The organism is Loktanella sp. D2R18 (assembly GCF_003318235.1).
GTDB lineage: Bacteria > Pseudomonadota > Alphaproteobacteria > Rhodobacterales > Rhodobacteraceae > Yoonia.
Window position 1 is genome coordinate 272,534 of sequence record NZ_QOCG01000009.1, and the last position, 24,176, is coordinate 296,709.

At 50.2% G+C, this 24,176-nt stretch carries 25 protein-coding genes; 9 read left to right on the forward strand and 16 right to left on the reverse strand.

Features of this window, described 5'->3' with window-relative positions; all coding sequences use genetic code 11:
- Nucleotides 1–99 precede the first annotated feature (99 nt).
- Nucleotides 100–1,194: a tyrosine-type recombinase/integrase gene (locus DS901_RS06445; protein WP_113776102.1), complete on the forward strand. Its 1,095-nt coding sequence runs from the start codon at nucleotides 100–102 to the stop codon at nucleotides 1,192–1,194.
- Here DS901_RS06445 and DS901_RS06450 read toward each other — a convergent pair.
- The gene (locus DS901_RS06450) at nucleotides 1,191–1,448 is read right to left on the reverse strand and encodes a pyocin activator PrtN family protein (protein WP_113776103.1); all 258 of its coding nucleotides are present in this window, start codon (nucleotides 1,446–1,448) and stop codon (nucleotides 1,191–1,193) included. The two genes, DS901_RS06445 and DS901_RS06450, sit on opposite strands and share 4 nt — an antisense overlap.
- A gap of 325 nt (nucleotides 1,449–1,773) precedes the next feature.
- Between DS901_RS06450 and DS901_RS18885 the strand changes: the two genes are divergently transcribed.
- From DS901_RS18885 to DS901_RS06480, 6 genes are all read left to right on the forward strand, one after another.
- A complete protein-coding gene (locus DS901_RS18885; RefSeq protein ID WP_220150219.1) occupies nucleotides 1,774–2,178 on the forward strand; it encodes a hypothetical protein in 405 nt (134 codons plus the stop codon).
- A gap of 382 nt (nucleotides 2,179–2,560) precedes the next feature.
- On the forward strand, nucleotides 2,561–3,019 hold the full coding sequence (locus tag DS901_RS06460; protein WP_113776104.1) for a hypothetical protein: 459 nt from the start codon (nucleotides 2,561–2,563) through the stop codon (nucleotides 3,017–3,019).
- Nucleotides 3,009–3,485 carry a hypothetical protein gene (locus tag DS901_RS06465; RefSeq protein WP_113776105.1) on the forward strand — a complete coding sequence of 159 codons (477 nt, stop codon included), beginning with the start codon at nucleotides 3,009–3,011 and terminating at the stop codon, nucleotides 3,483–3,485. Before DS901_RS06460 ends, DS901_RS06465 begins: the two co-directional genes overlap by 11 nt.
- Complete coding sequence (locus DS901_RS06470) at nucleotides 3,473–3,757, forward strand: hypothetical protein (RefSeq protein ID WP_113776106.1); 285 nt, start codon at nucleotides 3,473–3,475, stop codon at nucleotides 3,755–3,757. The genes DS901_RS06465 and DS901_RS06470 overlap by 13 nt, the downstream gene beginning before the upstream one ends.
- 173 nt (nucleotides 3,758–3,930) lie before the next feature.
- On the forward strand, nucleotides 3,931–4,242 hold the full coding sequence (locus DS901_RS06475; RefSeq protein ID WP_113776107.1) for a hypothetical protein: 312 nt from the start codon (nucleotides 3,931–3,933) through the stop codon (nucleotides 4,240–4,242).
- A 373-nt stretch (nucleotides 4,243–4,615) separates the two neighbouring features.
- Nucleotides 4,616–6,631: a hypothetical protein gene (locus tag DS901_RS06480; protein WP_113776108.1), complete on the forward strand. Its 2,016-nt coding sequence runs from the start codon at nucleotides 4,616–4,618 to the stop codon at nucleotides 6,629–6,631.
- 812 nt (nucleotides 6,632–7,443) lie between these two features.
- On the opposite strand, the gene DS901_RS06485 is transcribed toward DS901_RS06480, so the two are convergent.
- From DS901_RS06485 to DS901_RS06495, 3 genes are read right to left on the reverse strand one after another with little or no spacing between them, the layout of a single operon-like run.
- Nucleotides 7,444–8,010 carry a methyltransferase family protein gene (locus tag DS901_RS06485; RefSeq protein WP_181820786.1) on the reverse strand — a complete coding sequence of 189 codons (567 nt, stop codon included), beginning with the start codon at nucleotides 8,008–8,010 and terminating at the stop codon, nucleotides 7,444–7,446.
- Nucleotides 7,994–8,677 (reverse strand): cation transporter, encoded by a 684-nt coding sequence (locus DS901_RS06490; RefSeq protein ID WP_181820787.1) that lies wholly within the window; start codon nucleotides 8,675–8,677, stop codon nucleotides 7,994–7,996. The genes DS901_RS06485 and DS901_RS06490 overlap by 17 nt, the downstream gene beginning before the upstream one ends.
- Complete coding sequence (locus tag DS901_RS06495) at nucleotides 8,670–9,143, reverse strand: methyltransferase family protein (RefSeq protein ID WP_113776111.1); 474 nt, start codon at nucleotides 9,141–9,143, stop codon at nucleotides 8,670–8,672. Before DS901_RS06495 ends, DS901_RS06490 begins: the two co-directional genes overlap by 8 nt.
- A 72-nt stretch (nucleotides 9,144–9,215) precedes the next feature.
- On the opposite strand from DS901_RS06495, the gene DS901_RS06500 reads away from it, so the two are divergent.
- Nucleotides 9,216–9,626: a MerR family transcriptional regulator gene (locus DS901_RS06500; protein WP_113776112.1), complete on the forward strand. Its 411-nt coding sequence runs from the start codon at nucleotides 9,216–9,218 to the stop codon at nucleotides 9,624–9,626.
- Between the two features lie 126 nt (nucleotides 9,627–9,752).
- Here the strand turns inward: DS901_RS06500 and DS901_RS06505 are convergent, their stop codons facing one another.
- Both DS901_RS06505 and DS901_RS06510 read right to left on the reverse strand, forming a co-directional pair.
- Nucleotides 9,753–11,057, reverse strand: a complete 1,305-nt coding sequence (locus DS901_RS06505; protein WP_113776113.1) for a DUF4041 domain-containing protein — start codon at nucleotides 11,055–11,057, stop codon at nucleotides 9,753–9,755.
- Nucleotides 11,054–12,283 (reverse strand): hypothetical protein, encoded by a 1,230-nt coding sequence (locus DS901_RS06510; RefSeq protein WP_113776114.1) that lies wholly within the window; start codon nucleotides 12,281–12,283, stop codon nucleotides 11,054–11,056. Before DS901_RS06510 ends, DS901_RS06505 begins: the two co-directional genes overlap by 4 nt.
- 289 nt (nucleotides 12,284–12,572) lie before the next feature.
- On the opposite strand from DS901_RS06510, the gene DS901_RS06515 reads away from it, so the two are divergent.
- Nucleotides 12,573–13,178 (forward strand): recombinase family protein, encoded by a 606-nt coding sequence (locus DS901_RS06515; RefSeq protein WP_181820788.1) that lies wholly within the window; start codon nucleotides 12,573–12,575, stop codon nucleotides 13,176–13,178.
- Nucleotides 13,179–13,674: 496 nt separating this feature from the next.
- Here DS901_RS06515 and DS901_RS06520 read toward each other — a convergent pair whose 3' ends face one another.
- The 10 genes from DS901_RS06520 to xylB form a co-directional block, all read right to left on the reverse strand.
- Nucleotides 13,675–14,547: a hypothetical protein gene (locus DS901_RS06520; protein ID WP_147249869.1), complete on the reverse strand. Its 873-nt coding sequence runs from the start codon at nucleotides 14,545–14,547 to the stop codon at nucleotides 13,675–13,677.
- Between the two features lie 314 nt (nucleotides 14,548–14,861).
- Nucleotides 14,862–15,347 carry a hypothetical protein gene (locus DS901_RS06525; RefSeq protein ID WP_113776117.1) on the reverse strand — a complete coding sequence of 162 codons (486 nt, stop codon included), beginning with the start codon at nucleotides 15,345–15,347 and terminating at the stop codon, nucleotides 14,862–14,864.
- Entirely contained in the window at nucleotides 15,347–15,748 is a 402-nt protein-coding gene (locus tag DS901_RS06530) for a helix-turn-helix domain-containing protein (protein ID WP_181820789.1), read from the reverse strand. Before DS901_RS06530 ends, DS901_RS06525 begins: the two co-directional genes overlap by 1 nt.
- A gap of 2 nt (nucleotides 15,749–15,750) precedes the next feature.
- The gene (locus DS901_RS06535; RefSeq protein ID WP_147249870.1) at nucleotides 15,751–16,119 is read right to left on the reverse strand and encodes a hypothetical protein; all 369 of its coding nucleotides are present in this window, start codon (nucleotides 16,117–16,119) and stop codon (nucleotides 15,751–15,753) included.
- An 891-nt stretch (nucleotides 16,120–17,010) separates the two neighbouring features.
- Nucleotides 17,011–17,916, reverse strand: a complete 906-nt coding sequence (locus tag DS901_RS06540; RefSeq protein WP_258546664.1) for an endonuclease/exonuclease/phosphatase family protein — start codon at nucleotides 17,914–17,916, stop codon at nucleotides 17,011–17,013.
- Nucleotides 17,917–17,946: 30 nt separating this feature from the next.
- Complete coding sequence (locus DS901_RS06545; protein WP_113776120.1) at nucleotides 17,947–19,134, reverse strand: glycerate kinase type-2 family protein; 1,188 nt, start codon at nucleotides 19,132–19,134, stop codon at nucleotides 17,947–17,949.
- Nucleotides 19,131–20,345, reverse strand: coding sequence for a hypothetical protein (locus DS901_RS06550; protein ID WP_258546665.1), 1,215 nt, complete (start codon nucleotides 20,343–20,345; stop codon nucleotides 19,131–19,133). Before DS901_RS06550 ends, DS901_RS06545 begins: the two co-directional genes overlap by 4 nt.
- Nucleotides 20,342–21,295 carry a hypothetical protein gene (locus DS901_RS06555; protein WP_113776121.1) on the reverse strand — a complete coding sequence of 318 codons (954 nt, stop codon included), beginning with the start codon at nucleotides 21,293–21,295 and terminating at the stop codon, nucleotides 20,342–20,344. Before DS901_RS06555 ends, DS901_RS06550 begins: the two co-directional genes overlap by 4 nt.
- 73 nt (nucleotides 21,296–21,368) lie before the next feature.
- Nucleotides 21,369–22,670: a xylose isomerase gene (gene xylA / locus DS901_RS06560; protein WP_113776122.1), complete on the reverse strand. Its 1,302-nt coding sequence runs from the start codon at nucleotides 22,668–22,670 to the stop codon at nucleotides 21,369–21,371.
- Nucleotides 22,667–24,106 carry a xylulokinase gene (gene xylB, locus DS901_RS06565; protein WP_113776123.1) on the reverse strand — a complete coding sequence of 480 codons (1,440 nt, stop codon included), beginning with the start codon at nucleotides 24,104–24,106 and terminating at the stop codon, nucleotides 22,667–22,669. Before xylB ends, xylA begins: the two co-directional genes overlap by 4 nt.
- Nucleotides 24,107–24,176: the final 70 nt, after the last annotated feature.

Genomic DNA, 24,176 nt, shown 5'->3' on the forward strand with positions numbered 1-24,176 from the left:
TCTCACATCTGTGTATTTGGTATGATTTTACCCTATTTCCGTCTGTTTTCACATACTGTATGACTCGAAGTCATACCAAATCAGAGAAAGTCATACAGCATGGCAACAATACGCACAAAGACCCGCAAAGACGGAAGCAAGTCATACTTGGCCCAGATCATACGTCGCAATCCCAAGTATCAGGAGTCACGTACTTTCGACAAGGAGAGCTTTGCTAAGAAATGGGCAATAAAGCGGGAAAAAGAGATTGATGCTGACATCGCCGCTGGGATTGCGCCAAAGAAGTTGAGCGCAATCCGTGTTACGTTGGGGAATGCAATTGACCGTTATTTAGAGGAAAATCGCATTGCGATGGGTGACACCAAGACACAAGTCCTTAGGACTATCCGAAACGAGTATGAAATCGCGGGTTTGAGGTGTGACCAGATAACAAGCCCAGATATCGTAGCCTTTGCCAACCAACTTTGGCTCCGCCCAAATATCAATAGCGGCGCTACGGTCAACAATTATATTGAACACCTTTCAGCAGTGTTCAACGTCGCATCGGCTATGTGGGGTTTTGCCCTAGATAATGAAGAAATGAGAAAAGCGCGTGCCGCGCTCAAACGATTAGGCCTGACGGCTAAATCTAAGGAACGGACACGTCGCCCTACTCTGGACGAGCTTGATAAGCTCATGGCGTATTTTGAGAACGCATCGGCACATGATCCACGCACGTTACCAATGCACCGCTTGTTAGCATTTGCGATTTTCTCAACACGGCGAACTGGCGAGATTTGTCGCATCACGTGGGAGGATTATGAAACCTCAAACGAAGACAGCAACCGCGTCCTAGTTAGGGACTTAAAACACCCCGGTGATAAGTTGGGCAATGACACGTGGTGCGACCTACCTGACCCATGTGCTGCAATCCTATCTGCAACACCTAAAACTGATAGCAGAATATTCCCTTATCATTCGGACACTGTTAGCAGGCGCTTCACCCAAGCGTGCAAATTTCTAGGGATAGAGGACCTACATTTCCATGACATGCGCCATGAGGGCACCTCTAGGCTGTGTGAAATGGGGTTATCAATCCAATTGGTGGCAAATGTAACGGGGCACAGGTCGTGGACGTCGTTGCAGAGATATTCCCACATTCGCAAACATGGGGATCAATTTGAAAACTGGAAATGGTTGGCGGCTGTTACTTAATGAAGCATCCGCTGGTGCTCTCGCTGGGCATTGGCATGGCGGTCGTCAATGTAGATCGCGAGGTCTTTGACATGTACACCCTTAAAACCTTTTTGGCTATTTTCCATACGAACAAGTGGAAGATCAATACTGCCGTCAGTTACTTTTCTTAAAAAAACGTTCTTATCTATACCAAAATAATCACTAGCAACATCAGCTACTGGGATTAGTGGTTTACCATCGTACTGGCAAAATAACATCATGAGTGTGTTCAATTCCGGACCTCCTTTATAAATTATTTGTCGAGCACATACCTAGCCTGTTTAAGTTTGTCGGTCAAAGTTACACCTAGCACAAAAGACGATTTTGATCTTTTCGCACATCTGCTAACAACTTGTTTTTAAATGTAAATCAAACTTTTTAATTTTCGCGATTCAACTTTGTTACATTGCGATACCCTCCAAGCACCGCCGACGCCCTTAGCCATCTAGCAAAAAAATAATCTGATCACTTTTTTCAATTTCATTGAAATGTGCGAAAAGCTACAAAAAGAATGTGGTGGAAACCTATGACCCAGACTGAGGGGAGGAAAGCTGACAGATGCACGAAGTAATAGAAACTCGCGGCGACCTAACATGCGAAGTAGACGCCAACGAAGCGACGACAGAATATCAGGCCATCTTAAAGTATAAAGGCTACGAGCAAGGAAGGTTTTCAGGCCGTACCCTTGCCGCAGTGCGAGAACAGTTTGCAATGATCGCGGACTACATTGACGTCGGGAGCATCGTTCGCGGTGGGGTCATTTTGACAGGCTACTTCAACGGCGACTTCAAAGGGGACGTGTTGAGCGTCGATGGCGAAGTGTTAGGTGCGTGGCACTCGGACGACGAAGAATGGTGCTATCTGACATTGACCGGAATGACAGAGCATGAACTTGCCGCACCCTCGCCATGGATGCTGCATGATAGTATTATTGATTTGTATAGAGACGCCAATTCAGCCTAGATATTACCGACAAGAAGACCCAAAATAACGCAAAATAATGTGACCCTTTTCCGTCCAGTTTCGAGACTCCGCCCCTTATTTGTGATATATTTACATCACCAAAGCAAAGCAATAAGGGACTGAAAGATTTGTCAAATTTTACTATAACGCGCGCGAACCTGCGCGCCGTCACGGGATGGGGAGACCAACGCGTCCGTACACTCCTCCAAAACCCCCGAAAACTACTATTTGTAACTAAACCGACGGAAAAAGGCGGACGAAACGTCGAGTACTTTTCTGCGTTGGATATTGTTACGCGATTACGTGAAAAAGATGTTCCAGATGAGTGCATCACAGAGCTGCTCGCGATTGACGCGCAGCGTCGTGCAGCGGGAGCCTCTTGATGGAAACTGAGCACGAAAATTATTCACGCATCCAAAATGCACGCAATTGTCTAAAACCTGATGAATTGACCCGCCTCGCCAGTGGAGAAACGCGCCTTGAGGTGGCCATTAGCCGCCAATACGGAGATTCCATTTCCGAAAATACCGTAAAGGGTATTGTAGATTCATTAGTGGTGCAGCCGGAATCTCTTACCACTTTGATGGGGTCAATCGATGAATGGCCTAGCGATTCAAACGGGTGGACTGCGTTCGCAAAAGAAATGGTTACACGTAGCGACGCGGCACAACGCGATATCGCGCATAAGAATGCAACAGCCATAGCACAATACAAGCGCGAGGCATTGGAGGCCCTAAATCCCCAGCAAAAGATAAACTGGGCACGTTCCGGCGAGCTAGATTCCTTTCTAGACAAACAGGCCCACGCAAAACTCGAAGAAAGCCTGAATCGTGGCTGGTGACTCAGGGGCTACGCCCCTAACCGACAAACGTCTTGAAGCCTTCTGTAAGCTGATTGCCCTTGAAGAAAAATCGCAGGCGGCGGCATGGACTGAATCCGCTCCCACCCAAATTACGTTTGAGAGCGCCAGTAATGGAGGTAGTCGTGCTATGCGCCGCAAAAACGTGGCAGATCGTATAGCATGGCTGCGCAAAGAGCGCGCTGCTGCACAGGCCGCTACGCAGCCGATACAGAATGACCCGTTGATTATCATGGCGACTGTCTCTGAGGTCCTAAAGAAAGCGTATATCGCTGCAAAAGAAGAAGGGTTTCCGGCTGCTAAACTAGCCATGGTTCGAAAAGCTTGGAGTATGCACGTTGGCCGATTTTCAGCGATGAAGGTGAACCACAAACCTGTAGCAGTATCGTCCGGCATTGAAGCGACATCGTTCTGGGATAAAATTGGTGGGTGCGAATGTCACAAATAGATTCAGATGTCGGGTTTCTCATTCAAGAATCCTGTGAAACCCTCCAGCGATTTTCTGAGAACCCGAAAGATTATAAAATTGAAACGATTGTGCAATGTGTCGATCTCGTCTCTAGCTTAATCAAGAGAGTTGAGGGGATTTCATTAGAGAGCGAAGGTGTAGCGCGTAGCGCGATTCAGCCCATGTCAAAAGTGCGTCTGTTAACGAAAATCATTGACGAAGCCCGTCCACCTTGCTTCACTTGTGGCAACTGGCGCGACATCCCCGAATAACATCATCGGCTCATCCCTAGCGATGTTGCAAAGGGATGCGCAGGGCGAAAACACCTAGCGCACCCCAACTTGAAAACCAAACGACTCCTCGTGTCACGTGCGACCACGAGACCTCGAATAAGCACACAAACATCCAAATCCCGAATATGGAAATATTATGAAGAATATCTAAAATGACTGATCCATCACAAACAGACGCTTTCGCAACAGTGCTAGAAAAAGGCCTCGACGCCCTTCGAGCACTATTAGGAGCAGATGCCATAACAGACCTGATAGGTGCAGATACATGCTATGAATTGCCGATGGGGCAATTCGAGATTGCCATTGGCGACGGAGAAATTCTGCCACCCCTGATAGCATCAATGGCAGGATTTATACAGCGCAATGACGGGCGTTGGTATTTCGGAGATGGGGCTGCAACCTTACTGGAAGTGCCTCAAGACCTTTTGGCGAACTACCTAAAGGACCTCGCTACCCACATATAGACTCTTAATGGTGGTGACGGGCGTTCTGCGCTGATCAAAACCGCAGAACGCCCGCCACCAATAAGGTACTCTCTTGTAAATATGGTTATAGTATAACACATAAATAATGTCAATACAGACCTGACATTAATGGTTGACTTTATGCGAGAGCGCATATAACAGAAAAGTACCCCCGGCATTCGAACGCGATTCGAACCGGAATATATACCTGCTTCCGCTGAACTTTAGTTCAAATGCCGTCGCTGCGAATATTCCACATACGGGCGTCCCCCCACACAAATCAGGCATGCATAAACGCGTGCCCATTTTTCATGACATAAATATAGGTAATCTCTTGTACAACTCGATACACACAAATGATAGACACGGGGCAGTGTTACGCTCAGGCTCACGTAAGCACGCCACCGATAGCGGGACACTCTCTGAAACCACAAAATCATCCCGCCGTAGACGCCGTAACGCCAACGCTCCCTCGACAAAACCTGCCAATGTAGCGCCCCCCCAAACGCCCGAAGAAGAAGCGTTAGCATTACCAAAAGGCATCAGCGACCCGGACGTGCTGAAGTTTTTGGAAAAACAGTACGCAGGCAATATTTCCACATCCGACAAAAATCTAATGTTTTCAGCGCTCGCTCGCACCACAGCGCTAGGCAAACGCGATTTAACTAAAATGTGGAAAGGCATAGAAACCTTGGCTAGCAAGGGGAAATCGACAGATTTGAGCGATTCCAAATTCTTTCCAGTCGTTAACCAGTGGGACTTTGACAAGCTTGTGGAATATGCACAGCGCCGTCTTGCAGATGAAAACGAAAAAGACCCTTTTCTGTTTCATTTTTCAGGCGAACTTGCACGTCTGACAACATCCGAAGACGGGACTATACGTATTGAGACCATGAATCAAAACCAGTTTGAACATGAACTGAATCGCGTCTCGAAGTGGAGTCACGCAACAGTCTCTGGCGATAGCGAGACAGAGCGTGGTGTAGCATGTCCAACTGACGTGGCACGTCATATATTCAACGGCCCACGAAGCGATTTTCTGCCTCTTAATAGATTGGTTGCCGTTCCGACATTCACAAAGCAAAAAATGATCACCACCCCCGGCTACAAAGATGGTATTTACTACATGCCCCAAAAGGGTTTGAGCTTGCCAACTTTGGAACTAGCACCTTCCGAAGATCGAGTAAGACAAGCAATATACGATCTTGCTGACCTTTTCGCGGACATTCCATTGGATGGCATGTCGCGTAAAGAATTTATGAACGCCATAGATAATGGTCAGGATGTGTCGTCGTTCTCGCATTTACTATCCTATGGGCTCTCATCTGTGGTACGTGAACTGATTGATGGCCCTGTTGCCGGACATTTAGCACGTAAGGATAAGCCGCGCAGCGGCGCGACTTTGGCACTTACGATTATGGAACGCGTTGCAACGTGTCAGCCATCTGCTCCGCAATCCCTGCCTGTTCGTGAAGAAGAAGTACAAAAGACTATCATGAGTATTTTTCGCGAAGGCGCGAGCTACGTCCTCTTTGATAATATCAAAGGCGGCGCAGAAATAGAGTCAGACGCGTTGGCGGCTGCTATGACGGCTTACCCAACTTATAAGGGTCGCATACTTGGTGCCAGCACTATGGCAACGGTTCCGGCTAACGCCGTATTTGGTTTCACTGGAAATCGTTCGGCGTTATCCCCCCAACTTGCAGAACGCATGTTGTTGATCGACATCGACCCCAAGATGGAAAGTCCGGGTACGCGTGCGCCCTCTAGCTTCAAATGTGACCTTACTAGCGAGGTGCAGAAGAACGCGGGGCACTATCTAGGATGCCTGCTGACGTTAGTGCATAATTGGATTGCCAAGGGGTGCCCAGAGTGGACAGGCACGCCCCTAGGCGGTTTCGAGCGCCATGCAGCAGTCGTAGGAGGCGTATTGGAAGCGGCAGGCGTGTTTGGCTTCATGAAGAACCGCGACAAGCTGAACGCACTTGTGAAAACTGATGACCCAATTTCGGATTTTATGGATGCGTTGATTGCGGAAAACCAAGAAACGGGCAGTCAATTTGACGGCACACTCTTCAAAGTGGGTTCAACAGACTCAGACCTACCAATCTCTTTAAGAAACAACCGCGTATTATCGTTCAGCGACATTTTGAACCAAGCACAGATTGCCTTGCCAAACTTTGGATACAAGACAGCGGCAGATGGTGAGGTGTTCTATCCAGCCTCTGCCAACAGCCGTATTGCACAACGTATTAAGAACCTTGAAGGCACTGTTCGTAATGGTGAAGGCGAAACGGCTGGGCGTTGGATTTTGCAAGAGCATCCGGAATCCACGAAGAAGAGTGGCAAACTGTATTACCTCAGACATTTGGATGATTTAGCCGCGTAGCGGCGAGGGTGCAGGGTGGGTGCAGGGTCATACCCTCCCCCTTTTTTGGGGACCCTGCCCCCCCTGCAAAATAGATTCACGCGCACAGCTTTATGCAATTTTAGGGTGCAGGGCATACCCTACACCTACCCTGCACCCACCCTGCACCTTTCGATAAGTTATTGCTTTAATTCAAATTAATATAATTTAGGGGGTAGGGTAGTAGGTTATTTTTATTTGGAGATATTGGGAGGAAGTAATATATTTTTACCTAAAATAGGGTAAAAACAGTGTAAAAATATATCATATTGGTGGAGGAGCGGCTAAGGGAAAACCCTGCACCCTCCCCCCCAACATGTCGTAAATGGCGCAAACAACCCGCCCCAAAAGCAGCCTTCGACTTCACCACCTTCGCAAATCTATTATAATCGGCATTCTCGCGAAACGGCTTCAACATCGCGCGAACTCTTCTCATATTTTGTCAGTTTTACACACACGTGCGACACCAACAGACGCTTATAGCTAATGAAAAGCTCTACGGGCGCGCGCACCCTAATAAGCACTAAAATGCCTCTCAGAGTTTTCCGCATGTTTATGATAAGAATGGAACTTAATGATCCTGAATGTTGGAAGGCAATATCTAAGTGCGTCTTGCCAGAGTTTCTAGGACGCTTTAACTGACGCTACAAATGCATCTGAAAGTTAAATCTGACTGAGCCGACTTTCGCTATACCAGCGAACGCCAACTGATTAATTTTGCACGCCGATGTCTGCTCTGCGGACAAACCCGACTTTGCTCGCTAGAAAATCAAAGTCCGCTTTCGGCAACCCTGCTAAAGGTAACGCCGCACTTTAGCTTTGTAGGTTCTAAAATCCGCCCCATAGGTGTCTTCAAGCCAAGGTTCTTCCGCGAATGGTGCAGCCGCCAAAACCAAGACGCCGAACGCTGCGATAAATGCCGCCCATCCAGACGCTGAAAGCACTGCCCATCCCACGAGAATGACCATATCCGCCACGTATTGCGGGTTACGGGAATACCGATAGAGACCATCTGCTTTCAACTCAGCAACTTCGCCACTGGTCGCGCCAAATCCAATTTTTCGGACCCCCATCCAGACGACGACGTTACCGGCGATCATCAGAGTAGGACCAATACCCCACCGGACGAACGCGGGCCAATCAAAGCTGTTCCAGTTTGCAATACCCAGCACCAACGTTGCGGCAAATATTGAAATTGTGGCCAGCCAGACCCGAAGCTTGATGCCAGTTGTGGCTTTCTTTGGCGGCCAGATACGACGCTCAGGAAACGCGATGGACCACCCGAACGCAGCAAGCAAATAGCAACCTGCGATCCCACCTCCCAAAACGGCTAGGGTTTCGATGTTACTCAGCATGGTCATGCCCATGACTTTCCAGCGCGCCAATGTCCTCGCCTGAGCGCAGTTCTTGCCAAGCTTGAACGAGAATAAGCTGGGCTGACCGCAAGAACAGTCCTGCCATGATGATCGCTACGATGAGGTCAGGCCACGCCGAAGCCGTCAGAAAGACCGCGAAACTTGCAATCATGACAGCGACATTGCCGATGGCATCATTGCGCGAACACAACCAGACAGAACGCACGTTGGCGTCACCGTCCTTGTAGCGCATCAGAAGCAGGACACTTGCCAAGTTCGCGGCCAGCGCCAGCAGCCCGATCAAACCCATAATCTGCGCGCTTGGAACGCCCAGAATGAATATCTGGTAAACCGTCGAGCCAAAGACCCAAAGGCCCATAAACAGTAAGCTCAACCCTTTGATCAGCGCAGCGGTTGAACGAACCTTGAGGCTCATCCCAATGACCGCGAGACTGAGGCCATAGGTCAATGCATCCCCCAGAAAGTCGAGGGCATCTGCTTGCAATGCCTGCGACCCAGCAAGTTTTCCTGCCGACATTTCTACAAAGAACATGGCCGCATTTATGAAGATAACGCCCCACAGAACTCGCTTGTAAGCTGGATCAACACCATCAAATTTTGGGTTGCCAGAGCAACCGCACGCGACTTCGGTTTTGCTGATTGTTTCAGTCATGTGATGTTCCTCGTTTTGTGCGGATGAAAAGCCAACGCGGGACACACGCCGCATAGTCTTCAAAGGGTTTTCCAAAAGTCCGAACGAGGGCTTCTTCCTCGCCCCTGATCTGAAAACGATCAATTGTCAGGAAGAATGCGACAACGGCCAAGACTGCACCGACCGCCCCTAGCCAAAGGGCAAAGGCGATCAAGATAATCAGCATTCCCACATACATCGGATTACGCGTTACGCTGTAGATACCGTCCGTCACCAATGTGCTCGCCAATTCTGGTGATTGCGGGTTCACGGTTGTCTTGTGGCGGATAAAGCTCAAGACTGCGGGCAGTAGAAACAGTGCTCCCGCTGTTGCAGTCGCGGCAATCAACCACGTGGGTGTTTCAAAAGCCGCCAGCGGGACGAATGCGGCAAGCAAGCTTGCCATCACCATGCAAAATGCCAGTTGTGCGAGTGGGGGTATGTTCATGAAGACGCTTCCATATTCGATTCTTCACAACTATAATTCCTCTAGCCACTAGAGCTTCAAGAGGAAAATTCGATGTTTTCAATCGGCCAGCTTTCCAAACGCACGGGCGTCAAGATCCCGACGATCCGATACTATGAGCAAATGGGTCTGATTGATGAACCTGAGCGCTCAGAAGGCAACCAACGCCGATACACAAAGGATGGTCTGAGCCGCTTGTCCTTCATTCGTCACTCTCGTGATCTGGGGTTTTCGGTTGAGGATATCAGGGGGCTTCTGGATCTAAGCCAGCACCCAGAGAAACCATGCAGTGATGCCCACAGTATTGCTGCCCGACACTTACAAGATGTTCAGAGTAGGATTGCGAAGCTGCGGCGATTGGAGCGTGAGTTGAAACGCATCACTAAATGTGACGCTGGAAATGTGGCCACCTGTGCCGTCATCGAAACGCTTGCCGATCACGGGCTTTGCGAAACTGAACACTAAAGCAGACTTTCGCCGCACCCCAGCAGCTTTGTAGGTATGGGCTCGTTGCTGCCTTTCGCTGCGTTTGCAAACAAAATCAACTTTAAATTGGTGGGCTAGCCGCAGCTAAGCGGACCTAAGTGACGTCTACCGAAGCAAATCCGGTGACCAATATTTGCTTGACTGAAAGTACTCCAACGCTTCGGCTGCCTCCGAAAACTCTAGAAGATTCCCTACTTTTTCCATCAAAACGTCACGCACCTCGCTTGGTGTTGCAAAGAAGAACTCTTTTCTTTGATTGACGGCATTAACCGCTTTGTTTTGAAAATGTACGTGTAATTCATTTTCTAAGGTAACGGCATCTTCAGAAAAGAAAAGCGCATGTACATCAAAGCGGAAAGGTACTGATGCACCGCCTAGTTCCGTAATTCGAACTTGAGGATCAAGCCTCCGCGTAAGACCAATCTTCACTACATTTTGGCCAAATGCGCCTCGGTTTGATATGACATAAACATAACCAGATCGAATGTTGGCTAGCCGATAATCATTTTGTTCAATAGCATCCTTTAGCTTAGAAAGTCTCCCCATCAATTCAGGATCACTTTCTCCGCGCCCCGCGAGCGCTGCAATCGCGTTCTCCAAGTGAAGTTTCTCTTTGCTCAAACGTTCCCGTTCTTCTGAAAATTCCTTTTCAACCCGCTTTTCTTCCCTGATGCGTGCGCGTTCTTCTTTTTGCTTCTCTCGTTCGTCGTGCTTTTTCATCAACCAGTCAGCGGTCAATTCAATCTCTTCCAAGCGAAGATCATGGTAAGCGTCACTTACACGCATCTCCATTATTGCACCTAAGCCGACAATTGCTTTACGGGAAGCTTCCAACCGTTTCTTCGCAGTATGAACGTTTCCAGCGCGAAGAGAACGAATGCAGTTGTCTGCCTCAGAATTATATGCCCGAAGCATCAACTTTGACAAATCCGCCGATAACTTTGTGCCTCTTGCCAAAGAGTTTTCAAACGTAAAATTGGTTGCGACTTCTATTGCTCGGGAAGCCTTGACTGCCTCGACAAGACGCGTACCTATATCTTTGAGCCTAACTTTATATTCAGCAGCACTCTCAAGAGGGTGATGATATCGGTAAATGCCGACGTCTTGCAAAACCTCTTCGTCACTTAATGGAACTAGCTCCGCGCTCGGTTGCCGTTGCGCAAGTTCTGCTCGGAGTGACGCAATTTCAGCCAGCAAAGATACAGGGTCTTCGGCGAGAGAGGTACGTTTTTCGGCAGTCGAATCCTCCATTTGTTTGGGCGGTGCGACGTCGGCTGGATCGACCCATAGCTTCCAACCGTCAGGCATCTTCGGCCAACTTGGATCAGGGGACCATCCTGCGGGAGGTTGCCAGCCTGAGGGAGGTTTAGGCCAACCCGGCGGCGGATTAAACTTTGCTTTTTCGCTCATGACTTTCTGACACCAGAAACATCTGCTGCAACCAGACTAACTGGGTCCTTTGATATTGCTGCACCGAGATGTTTGAGAGTCGCTTCGGGCACTACCTTGGCAAGATCAAATTCCATGAAGCTAGACCTAGCCGCACTGACACCGACGAAGGGAATAATCCCTACTTTACCAGTCGCGGGGTTACCTTCGTTTGTACCAACCACCAACGAAATTGTTTGAATGATTTCTCGTCTATCAGCCTCGAAAACCTCATGCAGAGATCGAACCGCGACTTGGTAGACTGCGCTGCAATAACGTTTTCTGAGTTCCGCTTTCGACAGCAGCGTTTCCCGAATTTCATCGGATGTTTTAACATACTTGTAGGCTTTAATGCAGGGGAAATCATTCGGTGATGGGATCGCCACTTCCATTTGCAATTCGGCATCTTCTGGACGGAACAAAAATTCGTGCGTGGTAACGAAATGATCGGGGTAGTTCGAGTTTTCTGCAACCATAGCAACATAGTCTTGCACTGCTTCGGCATCACCATACGCAAGATCATTTATGAACTGGTCAACATTTCTGTTGTGTTGGTTCAATCGTTGTTGAAAACGTTCTTTCTCTAGCGCAAGCTCTTCAATGCGCTTTTCTTCGGCCAAAGCGTGTTGCGCAAGGGAGGAATCGTATTCGGACTGAAGACGGGCAGTGCTGAGAACCCAATCTTCTTTCTTCCTTGAATGCGTTTCCAATGCCTCCAGTTTTGCTTGTTCGTGCTTTTTCTTTTTTCCGAATAGACCCTTTGGCCTAGGCGGCTCTCGATATTCTGGTTCAGTTGGCATGCGGGGTTTAATGGGAGGCTTAATCGAAATTAAAAGCTCCGGTTTGTCAAATGCACAGGAACTAGGCTTGCGAAGTGCTTCCAGATCAATGAAATCGTCTACATCTAGAGTCGCTTCGAGTAATCCATCCAGTTCGCCGAATACATCATCAATTTTAGCATTTAGTATTTCAACTTCGGCTAGCTGTGAAACGATGTGTGCGGCCTTGACTGCTTTTTCTTTCGCCACTTTTTCTTTATTATTTTCGACGACAGCCTGCTTCAATTGGCGCTCTCTGGCTTGCGCTGCAAGTACTTGCTCTTTCAATTCAGCATTGTAAGCGCGATTGGCAGACTTCGCTTGACGTACTCGCTCACGTTCTGCCGCTTTGATAGCTCGCATCGTTACGCTCAACATACTTTTCGCCATTCAACCAAATCCCCTTAAAGATGAACATTTAGTGCCATATCAATTTTAGAATGTATATATAGGTATTTGAGGTTTTGCCGCTCAAACTATGCTTACGCACCGTTCAAAGTTGGACAATACTTCTCAAAATACATTGCCCGCCCCTCCTTTGCAGGCAAGAGCTATCAATAGACACATGCCTAAATGTAATTTGATAATGCCCTTCATTCACTATCGCATGGAACTGGACCTCATCCTATTGATAGACTATCATTGGTTCTAGAATAACTTGATAGAAATGGAACTAGCTATGGAAAATTGGGGATACGCTCGCGTCAGCACAAACGTAGACAGGCAGGCAGCGACATGGAACAATCAATCTGACTTGCTAATGCAGGTTGGCGCTACGAACATCTTCAAAGAAGAAAGCAGCGCCGGACATCATCGCCCGATCTTCGAAGACATGATCGAGCAAGCTATGGATCGTGCCGAACAGACAGGTCAGCCAGTAAATATCCACATCACAAAGATGGACCGCGCTTTCAGGGACATAGAACACGCTATTAAGACTGTGAAACGCTCCTACAAGCACAAGGTGCTGTTTACGCTGCATGATATTGCCAAGACGCCCTTGGACCCCACAGACGCCGCGCAATCGCTGCATTTCCATGTTCTTGCAGCTATCGGGCAGTTTGAAAAAAATCGCTTTGCAGAACGCCGCGCTGTGGGCATCGCTAAGGCGAAGGCAGACGGTAAATACAAGGGGCGTGCCCCAACTGCACGTGCCAAGACAGCGGACGTGCTGGCTCTACATGCACGTTCATTCAAGGCACCTGAAATCGCCACACAGCTTAGTATCGGGGTCGCGAGCGTCTATCGCATCCTAGCTGACCACAAAGCCACACAATCGGCCTGAATCACGCCTTACAGCCCGCTACGCGGGCAACAAACACAACATCACTCAGGCACCAACTCAAACAGAAAGCAAACAACACGAACCCACTCACATTCATCATAACGCTGATCTTTTACACCATTCTAAGCCACGTATAGCACCATGACAGGCTTTCCGACTTACTGGATTACTTGCTTGAAGTGATAGGGCATTGGCTAGGTGTATGTGTGTGCCCGCCCGCGTAGCGGGATCAAAAAGTAAGTGTCTACAACCCGCGACACAGATATCTGATGGTTAGTATATTATTATATCAATAACTTACCGGGACCCTTCCCGGGGTATCGCCCTTCTATTCTAGGGCCGTTAGCGACTGCGGGCACCCACCGCATTTAAATTTGCAATCATCACCAAAAATTTTTCGAAAAATCTGAATACATACAAATATCTCTTCGCTTGCTACGTCCAAGGTAACCATCGCCCCACATAGTAGTCATGCGACCACTTCAATGGGAAACTCTCACTTGGGCCCGTACTTCATTAGATACTTTGTTTCTTTTTCCGACAGCTTGATTGGGACCAACGAAAATTCACAGTTATAGCCATCGTCATCACTATAATATCCGGTGTATAACCAGATTGCGCTGAATGGCAGATCGTTGATAAAACTGCTTAACTCCTCAACAGCTTGAAAGAAGTTATCTGGCTCCGAATGCGTTGTAAGATTGTCTAGAACGACAATCGTTCGTTCCTTTCCGTCATGTTTTTTCGCCGCTTTCTTCATTAGCGCAGTTCGAATTTCTTTACTAAGATTCAGTCGTGGATTCATTGGTGGGCGTATGAACAATTTGGGAGCACCGTGCGAATTGTTCCATGCAAACGTTTTCTGCCTGTCCTGCTTTGTTTTGATTTGCCCCAACAGTCCTTCTGGCACCGTCCCCGGAAAATGCTTTTCAATTTTCAGGATTTCGAAACCTCTGAGTTCGTCTTTCAGCAGAAGGCAAGTCACATCATTTTCGATCTTCATCGCTTTTAATAGATTCTTGTCCGCCACCCGGCAAATTTCAACAAAAAAGTTCGTGCCATCATGCATAACGTACTCAAAATCCCAAGGCTCATCCCTGCCTATAACATAGAATTGAGGTTGCTCATGCTGTTCACCATAGTAGACTTTTGCGTATTGCTGGGCGAAATGAAAACCGATGATATCCTCCCGGTGACGGTCATCCCAAACGTTCAGCCTAACAACCTCTGAAACGCTACCGTCATATTCTGTGAATGAGTGCCTGCAGTAGTTGTGCTTATCCGACAAGTCGGCCAAGGGAGCAAACTTGCTTTCAGCTTCAGTTAGGAATTTATCTTTGAACATTCTAATCCAATCACGGTCAGCCAATCTGACCGTTGCCCCTAGAGCACGTTTCAACAAGCTAAGGAAATCCACCCACCGCAAAGCAATCTAAAACTGCAACAATGGACAAAATTGTGACCTGCCGAGCAATACAATAGCAACAGGTGCTACGCGTCATGAAAAAAGCACGGAGCGGACGTTTTTCCCAAAAATTTTGCGAAATTGATCCATAAGAATTTCTTTCAAATATCACTTGGTCTGACCCGCCAGTGCGAGGATCAGACCTCATAAATTGATAGAAATCACATCAAAATAACCGAGCATTGCTGAAGTATTCAATATAGCGATGATTACAAGCCTCAATCAACCCGTTCATTCAAAGATGGGAGAGGCGGAAGCACCAATCCCGACTCAGACGTGTGATGGCTAAACAACGCTCGGAAATAGGGATAAGTCGTGAAGCGACCGACTTTGTGGAAATAATAACTGACATAATGATCATCAAAGCCCTCCAGATTATAATAGCTTATCAGATAGTTAGTTACTAATTTCAGTACCTTCTTACGGCCAAGCTTAATTTCCACGGTCCAACGATAGTTCCCAATCGCAAGTCCGGTTTCTGCATTATAGTCAAAATCCTCGCAAACACCGACGAAGCTGTGGCTCACGTTATCCCGTTCCTCCATAACAGAGGTTATCTCGGGTTTGATCACGTACTTGTTGCGAATTAATCGGACTTCTTTCAGTTCTGCATTTCGCGACACCTCTGCATAGGTATCGTTATCGAAATCGGTTTTAGAATCTACTTCTGTCGCTGCGACATTATCGACTTCACTATTTGTCATTAAGCAGCAATCTTAGCCTTGCGAGGCACATCGTTAGCAGGGCGCTCTTCCCATATGGTTGAAGGAAACTGAAGGATTAATGGCGCGAACTTCGCAACCTGCTCTGTCGCCTGTGTGCTACGTTTCTTAACCTTCGGAGAAAATTCAAATTCTTCGCCAAGAGCATTGATGACCTTAGCAATGGTCTTAATAGTCAGATTGCTCCCTTTGGATGAAAAAATCTGGGACACTCGTGCAGGTGTCATACCAAGACGTTCAGCCAATTCCTTGCTGCTCACCCCATTCCGATTCATCGCCCTTTGCAGTGAAATTTGAACTGAAAATACCAATTCCTCGATGGCGAATATTTCTTCTTGGTCCGGTGTTTGTGACCCCAAAAGCAGTTCTTTGTTAGCACCCATTTTCATTCTCCTAGACACTTGGCAGCTCTCTCAAGCTTCGTTCTGTCAGCTTTCTTAGTTTTTTTGATTGCGGCTTCTGCACAAATAAATTTAGAGGGGCATCCCCCGGCCCAACAACCGTATACACGAAGTTGATCAGCCTTAGTCGCGTAAACCATCACGTATTTTCCCGCCGAATTTAGAAGTCGTTCCTCAGCCTTATATTGCTGTTCGTGCAGGTCATCAGAACCAAACTTGCTCAAATGATCCAATATTTTGAACGTTCTTGCCTGATTTTTTCTCGGGGCCTTCTTGAAGACCTTGAGCACTTTCTTCGAGAACCAAACTTCGCAATATGCACCGTCTGCTACCTTTATAAATTCGTCTGTCAACACATTATGCCTGACCATCAGTTAACATATAACTAAACTTTCTAACTTTACTGTCAACAGAAAACCCTCGCCATCAACGTATCGTTTTCCGCTCTCTAACGACTTTCAATTAAACACTTCTCAGCTAGGTTACTTGATTCTGCAACAATCTTAGCGAGATTTACACTAGCCAAACACCACTCCTGAATGCCACCCTCCAGCATCGGTAAGAAACCTGACACACCAATTGACTGCATATTCGATCTCAAGAATTACGCACCCCTGCTCCCCGCCTAAGCAACGGAAATATGCTGTGTCATCTGTGAAATAGCGCTCAAAGCCTTGCCAAACTCTGGTTCAAACTCCCAAGCCAAGGCTTCACTGGTACGCTGTAGGGGTATTGTGGGTCACAGAGGGTGTTTGCCGTTGCCGTCATGGCTAAAGAGATAACACAGGCCATAAAATACGCTACGACCATTCTCAGCATTTTTTTGGAACTCTGTTTCGTTTAGCCGGTTATGGGTCATACGGGATATACGCTTTGAAGAGGTGGAAACCGTTAAAAGCATACATGGCTCAAAGACGAAATCAGCAAAGGCCTTGGGAATCAGTAGATGCTTGAATTCCTACAGCACCCATACACCTTACTTCAACCATCACGTTCCAAACCGCCGCTACAGTATGACTCCGGTATGACCTTACGATAAATACGCTCACAACAGATTGAAAGCATTCAATTAAAAAAAACAACAGTCCAATCCATCATCGGTGCCACGGATAGACGGCCTGCGCGGCGTAGGTCTGCCGCTGTCATTGTATTGCCCTTACCCATGTTTATTCACACTGCGATCATTGAAACCTTGCGTGCAACTAGCATTTTGTCGTGATCAATACCAGACCTGCCCAATGCGCCTATTCAAACCTGAAATCAGCATAAACCGGGTAGTGATCTGACGGCCATTCATTGAGGTATTTTTGTCTAATAACAATCGGTTGCCCCACAATTTTCATAGATTCAGTTACCCCGATATGATCGATGGCACCAAAAAGGTTTACCCCATTGTTCAAGTGGTATGTTGCCCCAGAAACCGGAACAAACGTCACCCCAGTGTCCGTCAGGATGTCTTGGGTGCGTGCGCCGTGCCGTGCATTGAGGTCACCGATCAAAACAACATTTTCGCCTGCCGCGATCCAAGGCGCCATGCGGTCCGCGACAAGTTCCGCTGATAAAACGCGGTTGCTACGGCTTTTGTATTCAAAATGGACATTGACCACGCGGACCTGGTCCCCCTCGCGTGTTTCGAACAACGCCCATGACGCAAACGCTGGCCAAGACCCATTGAACGTGCGCGAATAGATGACATCAGGCGTCTCTGAGAAAAAGAACCAGCCTTGGTCTAGCGGCGCTAACCGATCCGCCCGATAGAGGATCGGTTGCGTTGACGGGAATTCTTCCCAATCGCCCACAGCCGCCGCGCGAAAATCGGGGTTTTGTTCAAGCACCCAATCTAGCGCTAGGTTCGTGCCGCCGCCCGCCCCACGGGCAAAGCTTTCCATCTCTTGAAACGCAAATATATCCGCATCAATATCTTTAATCGCCGCATCAAATGGTGCTTTGCGACGTTCCCAATCCGCGACTGACCAAGCCCCGGTTGGGCGGCTCAGGACGATATAGTGCGCGTTAAGCGTGGCAAGCCGTAGCGTGTTTGCAGGCTGTGCCGTGGCAATAGCGGACCCGGAATTGCGCAAGATTTGCACGCATGCCGTCAACGATAACATCAGCAAAGCGGCGATCAAAAAGGTAAAGAACCGTTTCACAAGAACCTCTTCGTTTGCAAAGCGGCCGTACTAGTCCAACCGGATCATGACCCCAAGATCGGCAACATTTGTGCCTGTCGCGTCAGTCATCAACAAATCACCTGCTTGCGCAAGGGCAGCATAGCTATCGTTGTTATCAAGAAACCGTGAAAGCCCGTCGATTTTCGCAAGCGTGTCCTGATCTACGATCCCGCCTGCCGCATCTGTTGGTCCGTCGCGCCCGTCGCTGCCCCCTTGTAGGCAAGTGAAGTTCTGCCAGCCCCGCCGCGTTGCTTCGTGTGCAACCCGAAGCGCCAATTCTTGGTTGCGCCCGCCTGATCCTGTGCCTTTGATCATCACGGTGGTTTCGCCGCCCCAGACAGTCACCCCTTTTTTGACATTGTCGCAAATCATCTGCGCGGCAACCGCGACATCGCCTTCAATCGGGGTGGCGATCACATGCGCGCCGGGGGCGGCCTGCGCCATGGCGGCGACGCTTTGCGCGTTTGAGCCAACCAAGATGTTGCGCGCGATGGGCAGATCTTTGGCAGGTGCATTGCGGGCCAAATGCGCGCGCACGCTGTCAGGCATGGCGTCCCAAATACCTGCCGATTTCAGCGTATCCACCGCCTGTGCTGCGGTGCCAATCGGACCGACGGTCGGCCCACTTGCAATGGCGGCCAGATCATCGCCGATGACATCCGACAAGATCAGGGCCGTGACCGGATGCGGGGAGGCATGGCGCAAAAAACCGCCCCCTTTGAGGTCAGACAGTTGCTGGCGCACAAGGTTCATCGCTGTGATATCCAACCCAGCACCCAGTAAGGCCGCGTTCACTGCCGCCTTATCCGCCAGTGATATGCCCGCGGCCGGAGCAGGTAAAAGTGCTGACCCCCCACCTGAGATCAACGCAAGCACTGGCCCTTGCGCCGCATCTAACGCAGCAATCACGGCCCGCGCCGCATCAGCCCCGTTTTGATCCGGCACGGGATGGCCCGCCGCAAAGACCTGTGCACCTGCGAGGTCCTGTGCATTTTCGTAGTTGGTCACCACCAGACAGGGAATGTCGCTAAACTGGTCCAATGAGGCCTTAGCCATGCGCCGCGCGGCCTTACCAACGGCGACAATCAGCGCAGGCTGCGCGACATCGCCAAGGGCGCGCGTCACCGCGGCATATGGATCGGCGGCAGCAACCCCTGCTTGAAATATCGCAACCGCTTGTTGGCGCATTTCATTCATGTACGCTGCCCCTTTTTGTCCGTTTGTTTCGCCATCAGCGCGGCCATACGCTGCACGACCTGCAATTCAGTTTCCGCCATGGGCGACGCGCTGAGCGATGGCATCGCGAGCGCAATTAGTACGCGCGGAGTCCCCGACGCCATAATGATATGGGTCGCACTATAGCGTTCAAATAGATGCGCGATATGATCATCCGCCAAATCCCCCAGCTTTGGGGGATCAGATCGGCGCAGCACCGGAGCCGCCTCGAATATCTGATCAAGCGTCGCATCTTGCAATTGTGCGAGGCTTTTGCGGCTGATCATCGCGGCGCCTTCGACCAAAGGGTGTCCGCGCAAATCTCGCAAGAACACGATTGGATCATGGGTTTGCGTTTTGGCCAGATATTGCAAAAGCCCCAGTGATTGTTCCTCGGAGCGCAATGTACGGGCATCGTTCAAGATCACCACAAGAAACAGCGCTGTCATTACGACCGCCCCGCTGAGCAACATGCCGTCGCGGTCCAATTGCGCGATCTCGCCAATCAAAAGGCCAACCAATACAGATGCGAGAACAATGACCGCAAAGTTCACGATCACAACGCGGTGCCCGATCTGCGACCGCCCAAGCCCGATCGCCAACCAACACATAATCAAGACACCTAGGGCTGAAAACTGGATCGGCAACCCCATCGACACCATCAAGAAATCGCTAATGGCTAAGGGGACAAACAGCAAAAGCGACAAGGATATGCGGGTCACCGTGGTGTTTTCGCTTGCCGATAGGCTGGTGCGATCGCGTCGCGCAATCAGCCAGCCCGCCGTAAAAAATCCGAACAACTGAAATCCAAGCAAAAGATAAAGCCTAAGCGGGTCGATCCCTTCACCATACCAGAACGCGCTGCAAACGAACACAACAGTGCCGGCGCCGATCAACGCTTTAACGCGGGGCGGCGCGTGACGGCGCAGCAAACCTTCGGTCAACAAAAGCGCCGCAAGCGGGATAAATCCTGCGCCCATAAGGACAAAAATGCGAAATACTTGCAGGTCTGTCAGCGCGACCAACACCCGACCAACAAACAGCAGCATGGTAATCCGCAGACAGAAAAGAAAGCGGCGGTTAATCGGATCGCGCCCGTCGCGGCGTTGCAAAACCATCTGGAGCGTCAACAGGCCCAATATGGCAGCAAGCGACATGCAAAGTTGCGTCAGATCGGCGGCATGTTGGGTCATTCTTGCGCACCACTATGTGGCCGCAGCGTTTTCCAATGCTTGGTACTATCGGCCCAATGCACAGCAGGCAAAATTATGCGGCGTAGCGCGACCAGACCGCCAGCTAAAAGCAGTCCAAGCACAGCGGATTTGGGAACCTCGCGGCGCAGATATTGTCGCATCGCGGCCAAATCCATTTGTCCCAATTGGATCACATCATCACCGCGCGCGTAATCCAATGTGGCCGCACAAAAATCATTGTACTGCGCATCACGATGTTTGGGGGCGGCATCCCATGTTTTCTTTAGATCGTCAGACCCGCCAGTATAAGCATCTGTGATAATGAATTTTTCTTCATTGAACCCAGCCTCTGGGCCGACGCCAAACACGTCGCGGTGCTGTGCCATGATTTGGCGCGCCAGCAAAAGATGGTTCAACGTGCGCCTATTCCCATTCGGCTGCGGCCAGACATCCGAAAACATTTGCGACACCATGCCCACGACGGCGGGCACTTGGGTGACGTTCGAAATCCATACGGGCCGAAATTGCCGCCGAAAGAAAATCAAAAAACACGTCAGCCCATAAAGCACCCAAGACAGGTTTTTGGACCGTTCATCCGGATCCACCATCACAAGGCCAAGATGCAGCACCTCGCTCGCGACGGGTTCCATATCGACCGCCATAATTGCCAGCGCGTTAAAAGCAATCGGGGTGCCATCCGCGCGGGTGACAAGCGTAATCACCACCTGTTTCATGCGGGTCGCATCACCCGAAAAAACACCGTAAGTCAGGCTGCCTGCATCCAAGGTTCGTGCGGCAATAGTGCGTAAGTCTGCTGATAACGCGGCAAGCTGCGCGTCATCCATCCAAACACCGGGGCGTTCAATGATGCGCACGCGCATCTCTGGGCCTGACCGCAGGGTCAAATCCAAGTATTGACGTCCAAGAGTTTTGAATAAGGTGCTGATCACGCATGAAAACCTGTGGCTACACCCCACAGATTAGGCAGCCTGCCCCAAAGGGGCAAGCGCCGTTTTTATCGCCTTACAGGTAACGGTTTACCAGATTTTCAAGCCGCTCTTGGCGACCCGAAATGGGTTCTGGATTGATGTTATTGGCCAGTACTGAGGAGGTGATGCCATCAAGATCACTATTCATTAGGGTCTGACCTGCATCGGTATCCCACCCCGCATAGCGCGCGTTGCGTGCGGCTTCCAATTTACCATCGTCCAGCATCGCAGCGGCAGCTTTCAGCCCGGCGGCGCAGGCATCCATGCCGCCAACATGTGCAAGGATCAGGTCCTCGGCATCCAATGACTGACGGCGCAGTTTCGCATCAAAGTTGGTGCCACCAGTGGTAAACCCGCCAGCACGCAGCACCTCGTAATAGGCCAGCGCCATTTCGGGCACATTGTTAGGGAATTGATCGGTGTCCCAGCCAGATTGGTAGTCATTGCGGTTCATATCAATGGACCCGAAAATCCCCAATTCACGCGCCATCGCCAATTCATGTTCAAACGAATGCCCCGCCAAAATCGCGTGGCCTTGCTCAATATTCATCTTCACTTCGCCTTCCAACCCGAATTCTTTGAGGAACCCGTAAACAGTTGCGACATCGTAATCATACTGGTGCTTCGTCGGCTCTTGCGGCTTTGGTTCGATCAAGATCGCACCCTCAAAACCCATCTTATGTTTGTAATCGACAACCATCTGCAACATACGGCCTGCCTGCTGGCGCTCGCGGCCCATGTCTGTGTTGAGCAGGGTTTCATAGCCTTCACGCCCCCCCCAGAGCACATAGTTTTCGCCGCCCAATTTCATGGTGGCATCCATGCATGTTTTGATCGTGGCCGCAGAAAACGCAAAGACATCAGGATCAGGGTTGGTCGCGGCCCCCGACATAAAGCGGCGGTTCGAAAACAGATTGGCCGTGCCCCAAAGCAATTTCACGCCAGTCTCGTCCATCTTTTGTGCAAAGCAATCAACGATTTCCTCGAGATTCTTCGTGTTCTCAGCAAAGCTATTACCTTCGGGGCGCACATCCGCATCGTGGAAACAAAAATACGGCACGTTGAGGATTTGGAACATCTCAAACGCGACATCGGCCTTCAGCTTGGCGGCTTCCATCGTGTCAGAAAACCACGGGCGCTCAAACGTCTGGCCTCCAAACGGGTCACCGCCCGGCCAAGCAAACGAATGCCAATAAGCGGCCGCAAAACGCAGATGATCTTTCATCGGTTTGCCCATGACGATTTCGTCCGGGTTATAATGCCGAAACGCATAGTCGTTGTCGGATTTTGGGCCTTCGTATTTGATGGCGGGGATATCTTTGAAAAAGTCGGTCATATTAGTCCTTTCAATGCGCCATAACTGGCGCGATAACGTGCGTGGGCAGCGGCAAAGCTGTCTGTCAGCGCAAGGTCGGGTTCGATGATGCGGTCAATTTTAGGGGGGGTAGCGATTTCAACACCGGCACCTGTGGCGGCCATAAGCCCCAGCCGCGCCGCGCCAAACGCGCCGCCAAAATCACCGGCAATGGGCAGTTCAACGGGCATCCCCAGTGACGTCGCAATCGCCTGCACCCAATAGTCCGATTTCGATCCGCCACCTACGGCAATCAACCGTTTGATCTGGGTGCCCGTCGATGTGAGCGCGTCATAACTGTCGCGAAACGCATGGGTCACGCCTTCAAGCACTGCACGTGTCATGGCCTGCTGATCGGTCGCGTGGTCGAGATGCAAAAAGCTGCCACGTATGGCGGCATCATTATGCGGCGTCCGTTCACCGCCCAGATAGGGCAGGAATATCGGCTGCCCCGGCGCCTGAAGTCGTCCCAAATCGCGCGTGATATCTGCGGCCGGTTTTCCAACCGAATGCGCATACCAATTGAGCGCATCCGCCGCAGCCAAAATGACCCCCATCTGGTGCCACGTATTTGGCAACGCATGGCAAAACGTGTGCACCGCGCTGGCAGCATCGGGCTGATAGGTATCAGAGGCCGCAAATAAGACGCCCGATGTCCCTAGCGACACGAACGCATCGCCCGCATTCACAACGCCGACACCAACAGCACTTGCCGCATTGTCGCCGCCGCCGCCCGCAACGACCACCCCTTTGGGTAACCCCCAGCGGCTGGATAGTTCAGCGCGTAATTCCCCTGATACTTCGGACCCTTCGACAAGACGCGGCATGTGATCGCGGGCCATCCCGGTCGCAGCAAGCAAATCGTCGGACCAATCACGTTGCGCGACATCAAGCCAACTGGTGCCTGCGGCATCAGACATTTCGGCCACGGCCTCTCCTGTTAGCCAAAGGCGCAAATAATCTTTGGGTAAAAGTACGCGTTTGATCCGCGCGAAGATTTCAGGCTCATGTCGCGCAACCCATACTAGTTTCGGCGCGGTAAAGCCCGGAAATACGATGTTTCCGGTCAGCGCGCGAAACTGCGGATCTGCGTCCAGCTCGGCCGCCTCTGCGGCTGCGCGCGTATCATTCCACAAGATACAAGGGCGCAAAACCTCGTCTGCGGCATCAAGCAACGTTGCCCCATGCATCTGGCCCGACAGCCCGATTGCACGCACAGCGCCCAATGACGCCTGCGCGGACAAAGCCCGGATCGCCGCATCGGCTGCATCTAACCATGTCGCTGGCGCCTGCTCTGACCAACCTGGTTCTGGGCGCACAGCTTCGAGCGGCGCAGTCGCCTCTGCAACAATTTCCTGCGCATCATCGATCAAAACCGCCTTGAGCCCAGATGTCCCAAGGTCCAATCCAATATACATGCAGCACTCCTCCCGATCACAGCAAGCTTCTGGCCGCAAGCCTTGGGCTGTCTCGGCGCGCTTGTCAAAT

Excerpts from the sequence above, each read along its gene's own strand:
- DS901_RS18885 (WP_220150219.1), top strand. The coding sequence starts at position 1,774 with ATGCACGAAGTAATAGAAACTCGCGGCGACCTAACATGCGAAGTAGAC.
- DS901_RS06495 (WP_113776111.1), bottom strand. The coding sequence starts at position 9,143 with ATGAACATACCCCCACTCGCACAACTGGCATTTTGCATGGTGATGGCA.
- DS901_RS06445 (WP_113776102.1), top strand. The coding sequence starts at position 100 with ATGGCAACAATACGCACAAAGACCCGCAAAGACGGAAGCAAGTCATAC.
- DS901_RS06470 (WP_113776106.1), top strand. The coding sequence starts at position 3,473 with ATGTCACAAATAGATTCAGATGTCGGGTTTCTCATTCAAGAATCCTGT.
- DS901_RS06510 (WP_113776114.1), bottom strand. The coding sequence starts at position 12,283 with ATGGCGAAAAGTATGTTGAGCGTAACGATGCGAGCTATCAAAGCGGCA.
- DS901_RS06475 (WP_113776107.1), top strand. The coding sequence starts at position 3,931 with ATGACTGATCCATCACAAACAGACGCTTTCGCAACAGTGCTAGAAAAA.
- DS901_RS06530 (WP_181820789.1), bottom strand. The coding sequence starts at position 15,748 with ATGGGTGCTAACAAAGAACTGCTTTTGGGGTCACAAACACCGGACCAA.
- DS901_RS06490 (WP_181820787.1), bottom strand. The coding sequence starts at position 8,677 with ATGACTGAAACAATCAGCAAAACCGAAGTCGCGTGCGGTTGCTCTGGC.
- DS901_RS06505 (WP_113776113.1), bottom strand. The coding sequence starts at position 11,057 with ATGAGCGAAAAAGCAAAGTTTAATCCGCCGCCGGGTTGGCCTAAACCT.
- DS901_RS06460 (WP_113776104.1), top strand. The coding sequence starts at position 2,561 with ATGGAAACTGAGCACGAAAATTATTCACGCATCCAAAATGCACGCAAT.
- DS901_RS06525 (WP_113776117.1), bottom strand. The coding sequence starts at position 15,347 with ATGACAAATAGTGAAGTCGATAATGTCGCAGCGACAGAAGTAGATTCT.
- DS901_RS06550 (WP_258546665.1), bottom strand. The coding sequence starts at position 20,345 with ATGACCCAACATGCCGCCGATCTGACGCAACTTTGCATGTCGCTTGCT.
- xylB (WP_113776123.1), bottom strand. The coding sequence starts at position 24,106 with ATGTATATTGGATTGGACCTTGGGACATCTGGGCTCAAGGCGGTTTTG.
- DS901_RS06485 (WP_181820786.1), bottom strand. The coding sequence starts at position 8,010 with ATGACCATGCTGAGTAACATCGAAACCCTAGCCGTTTTGGGAGGTGGG.
- DS901_RS06500 (WP_113776112.1), top strand. The coding sequence starts at position 9,216 with ATGTTTTCAATCGGCCAGCTTTCCAAACGCACGGGCGTCAAGATCCCG.
- DS901_RS06515 (WP_181820788.1), top strand. The coding sequence starts at position 12,573 with ATGGAAAATTGGGGATACGCTCGCGTCAGCACAAACGTAGACAGGCAG.
- DS901_RS06545 (WP_113776120.1), bottom strand. The coding sequence starts at position 19,134 with ATGAATGAAATGCGCCAACAAGCGGTTGCGATATTTCAAGCAGGGGTT.
- xylA (WP_113776122.1), bottom strand. The coding sequence starts at position 22,670 with ATGACCGACTTTTTCAAAGATATCCCCGCCATCAAATACGAAGGCCCA.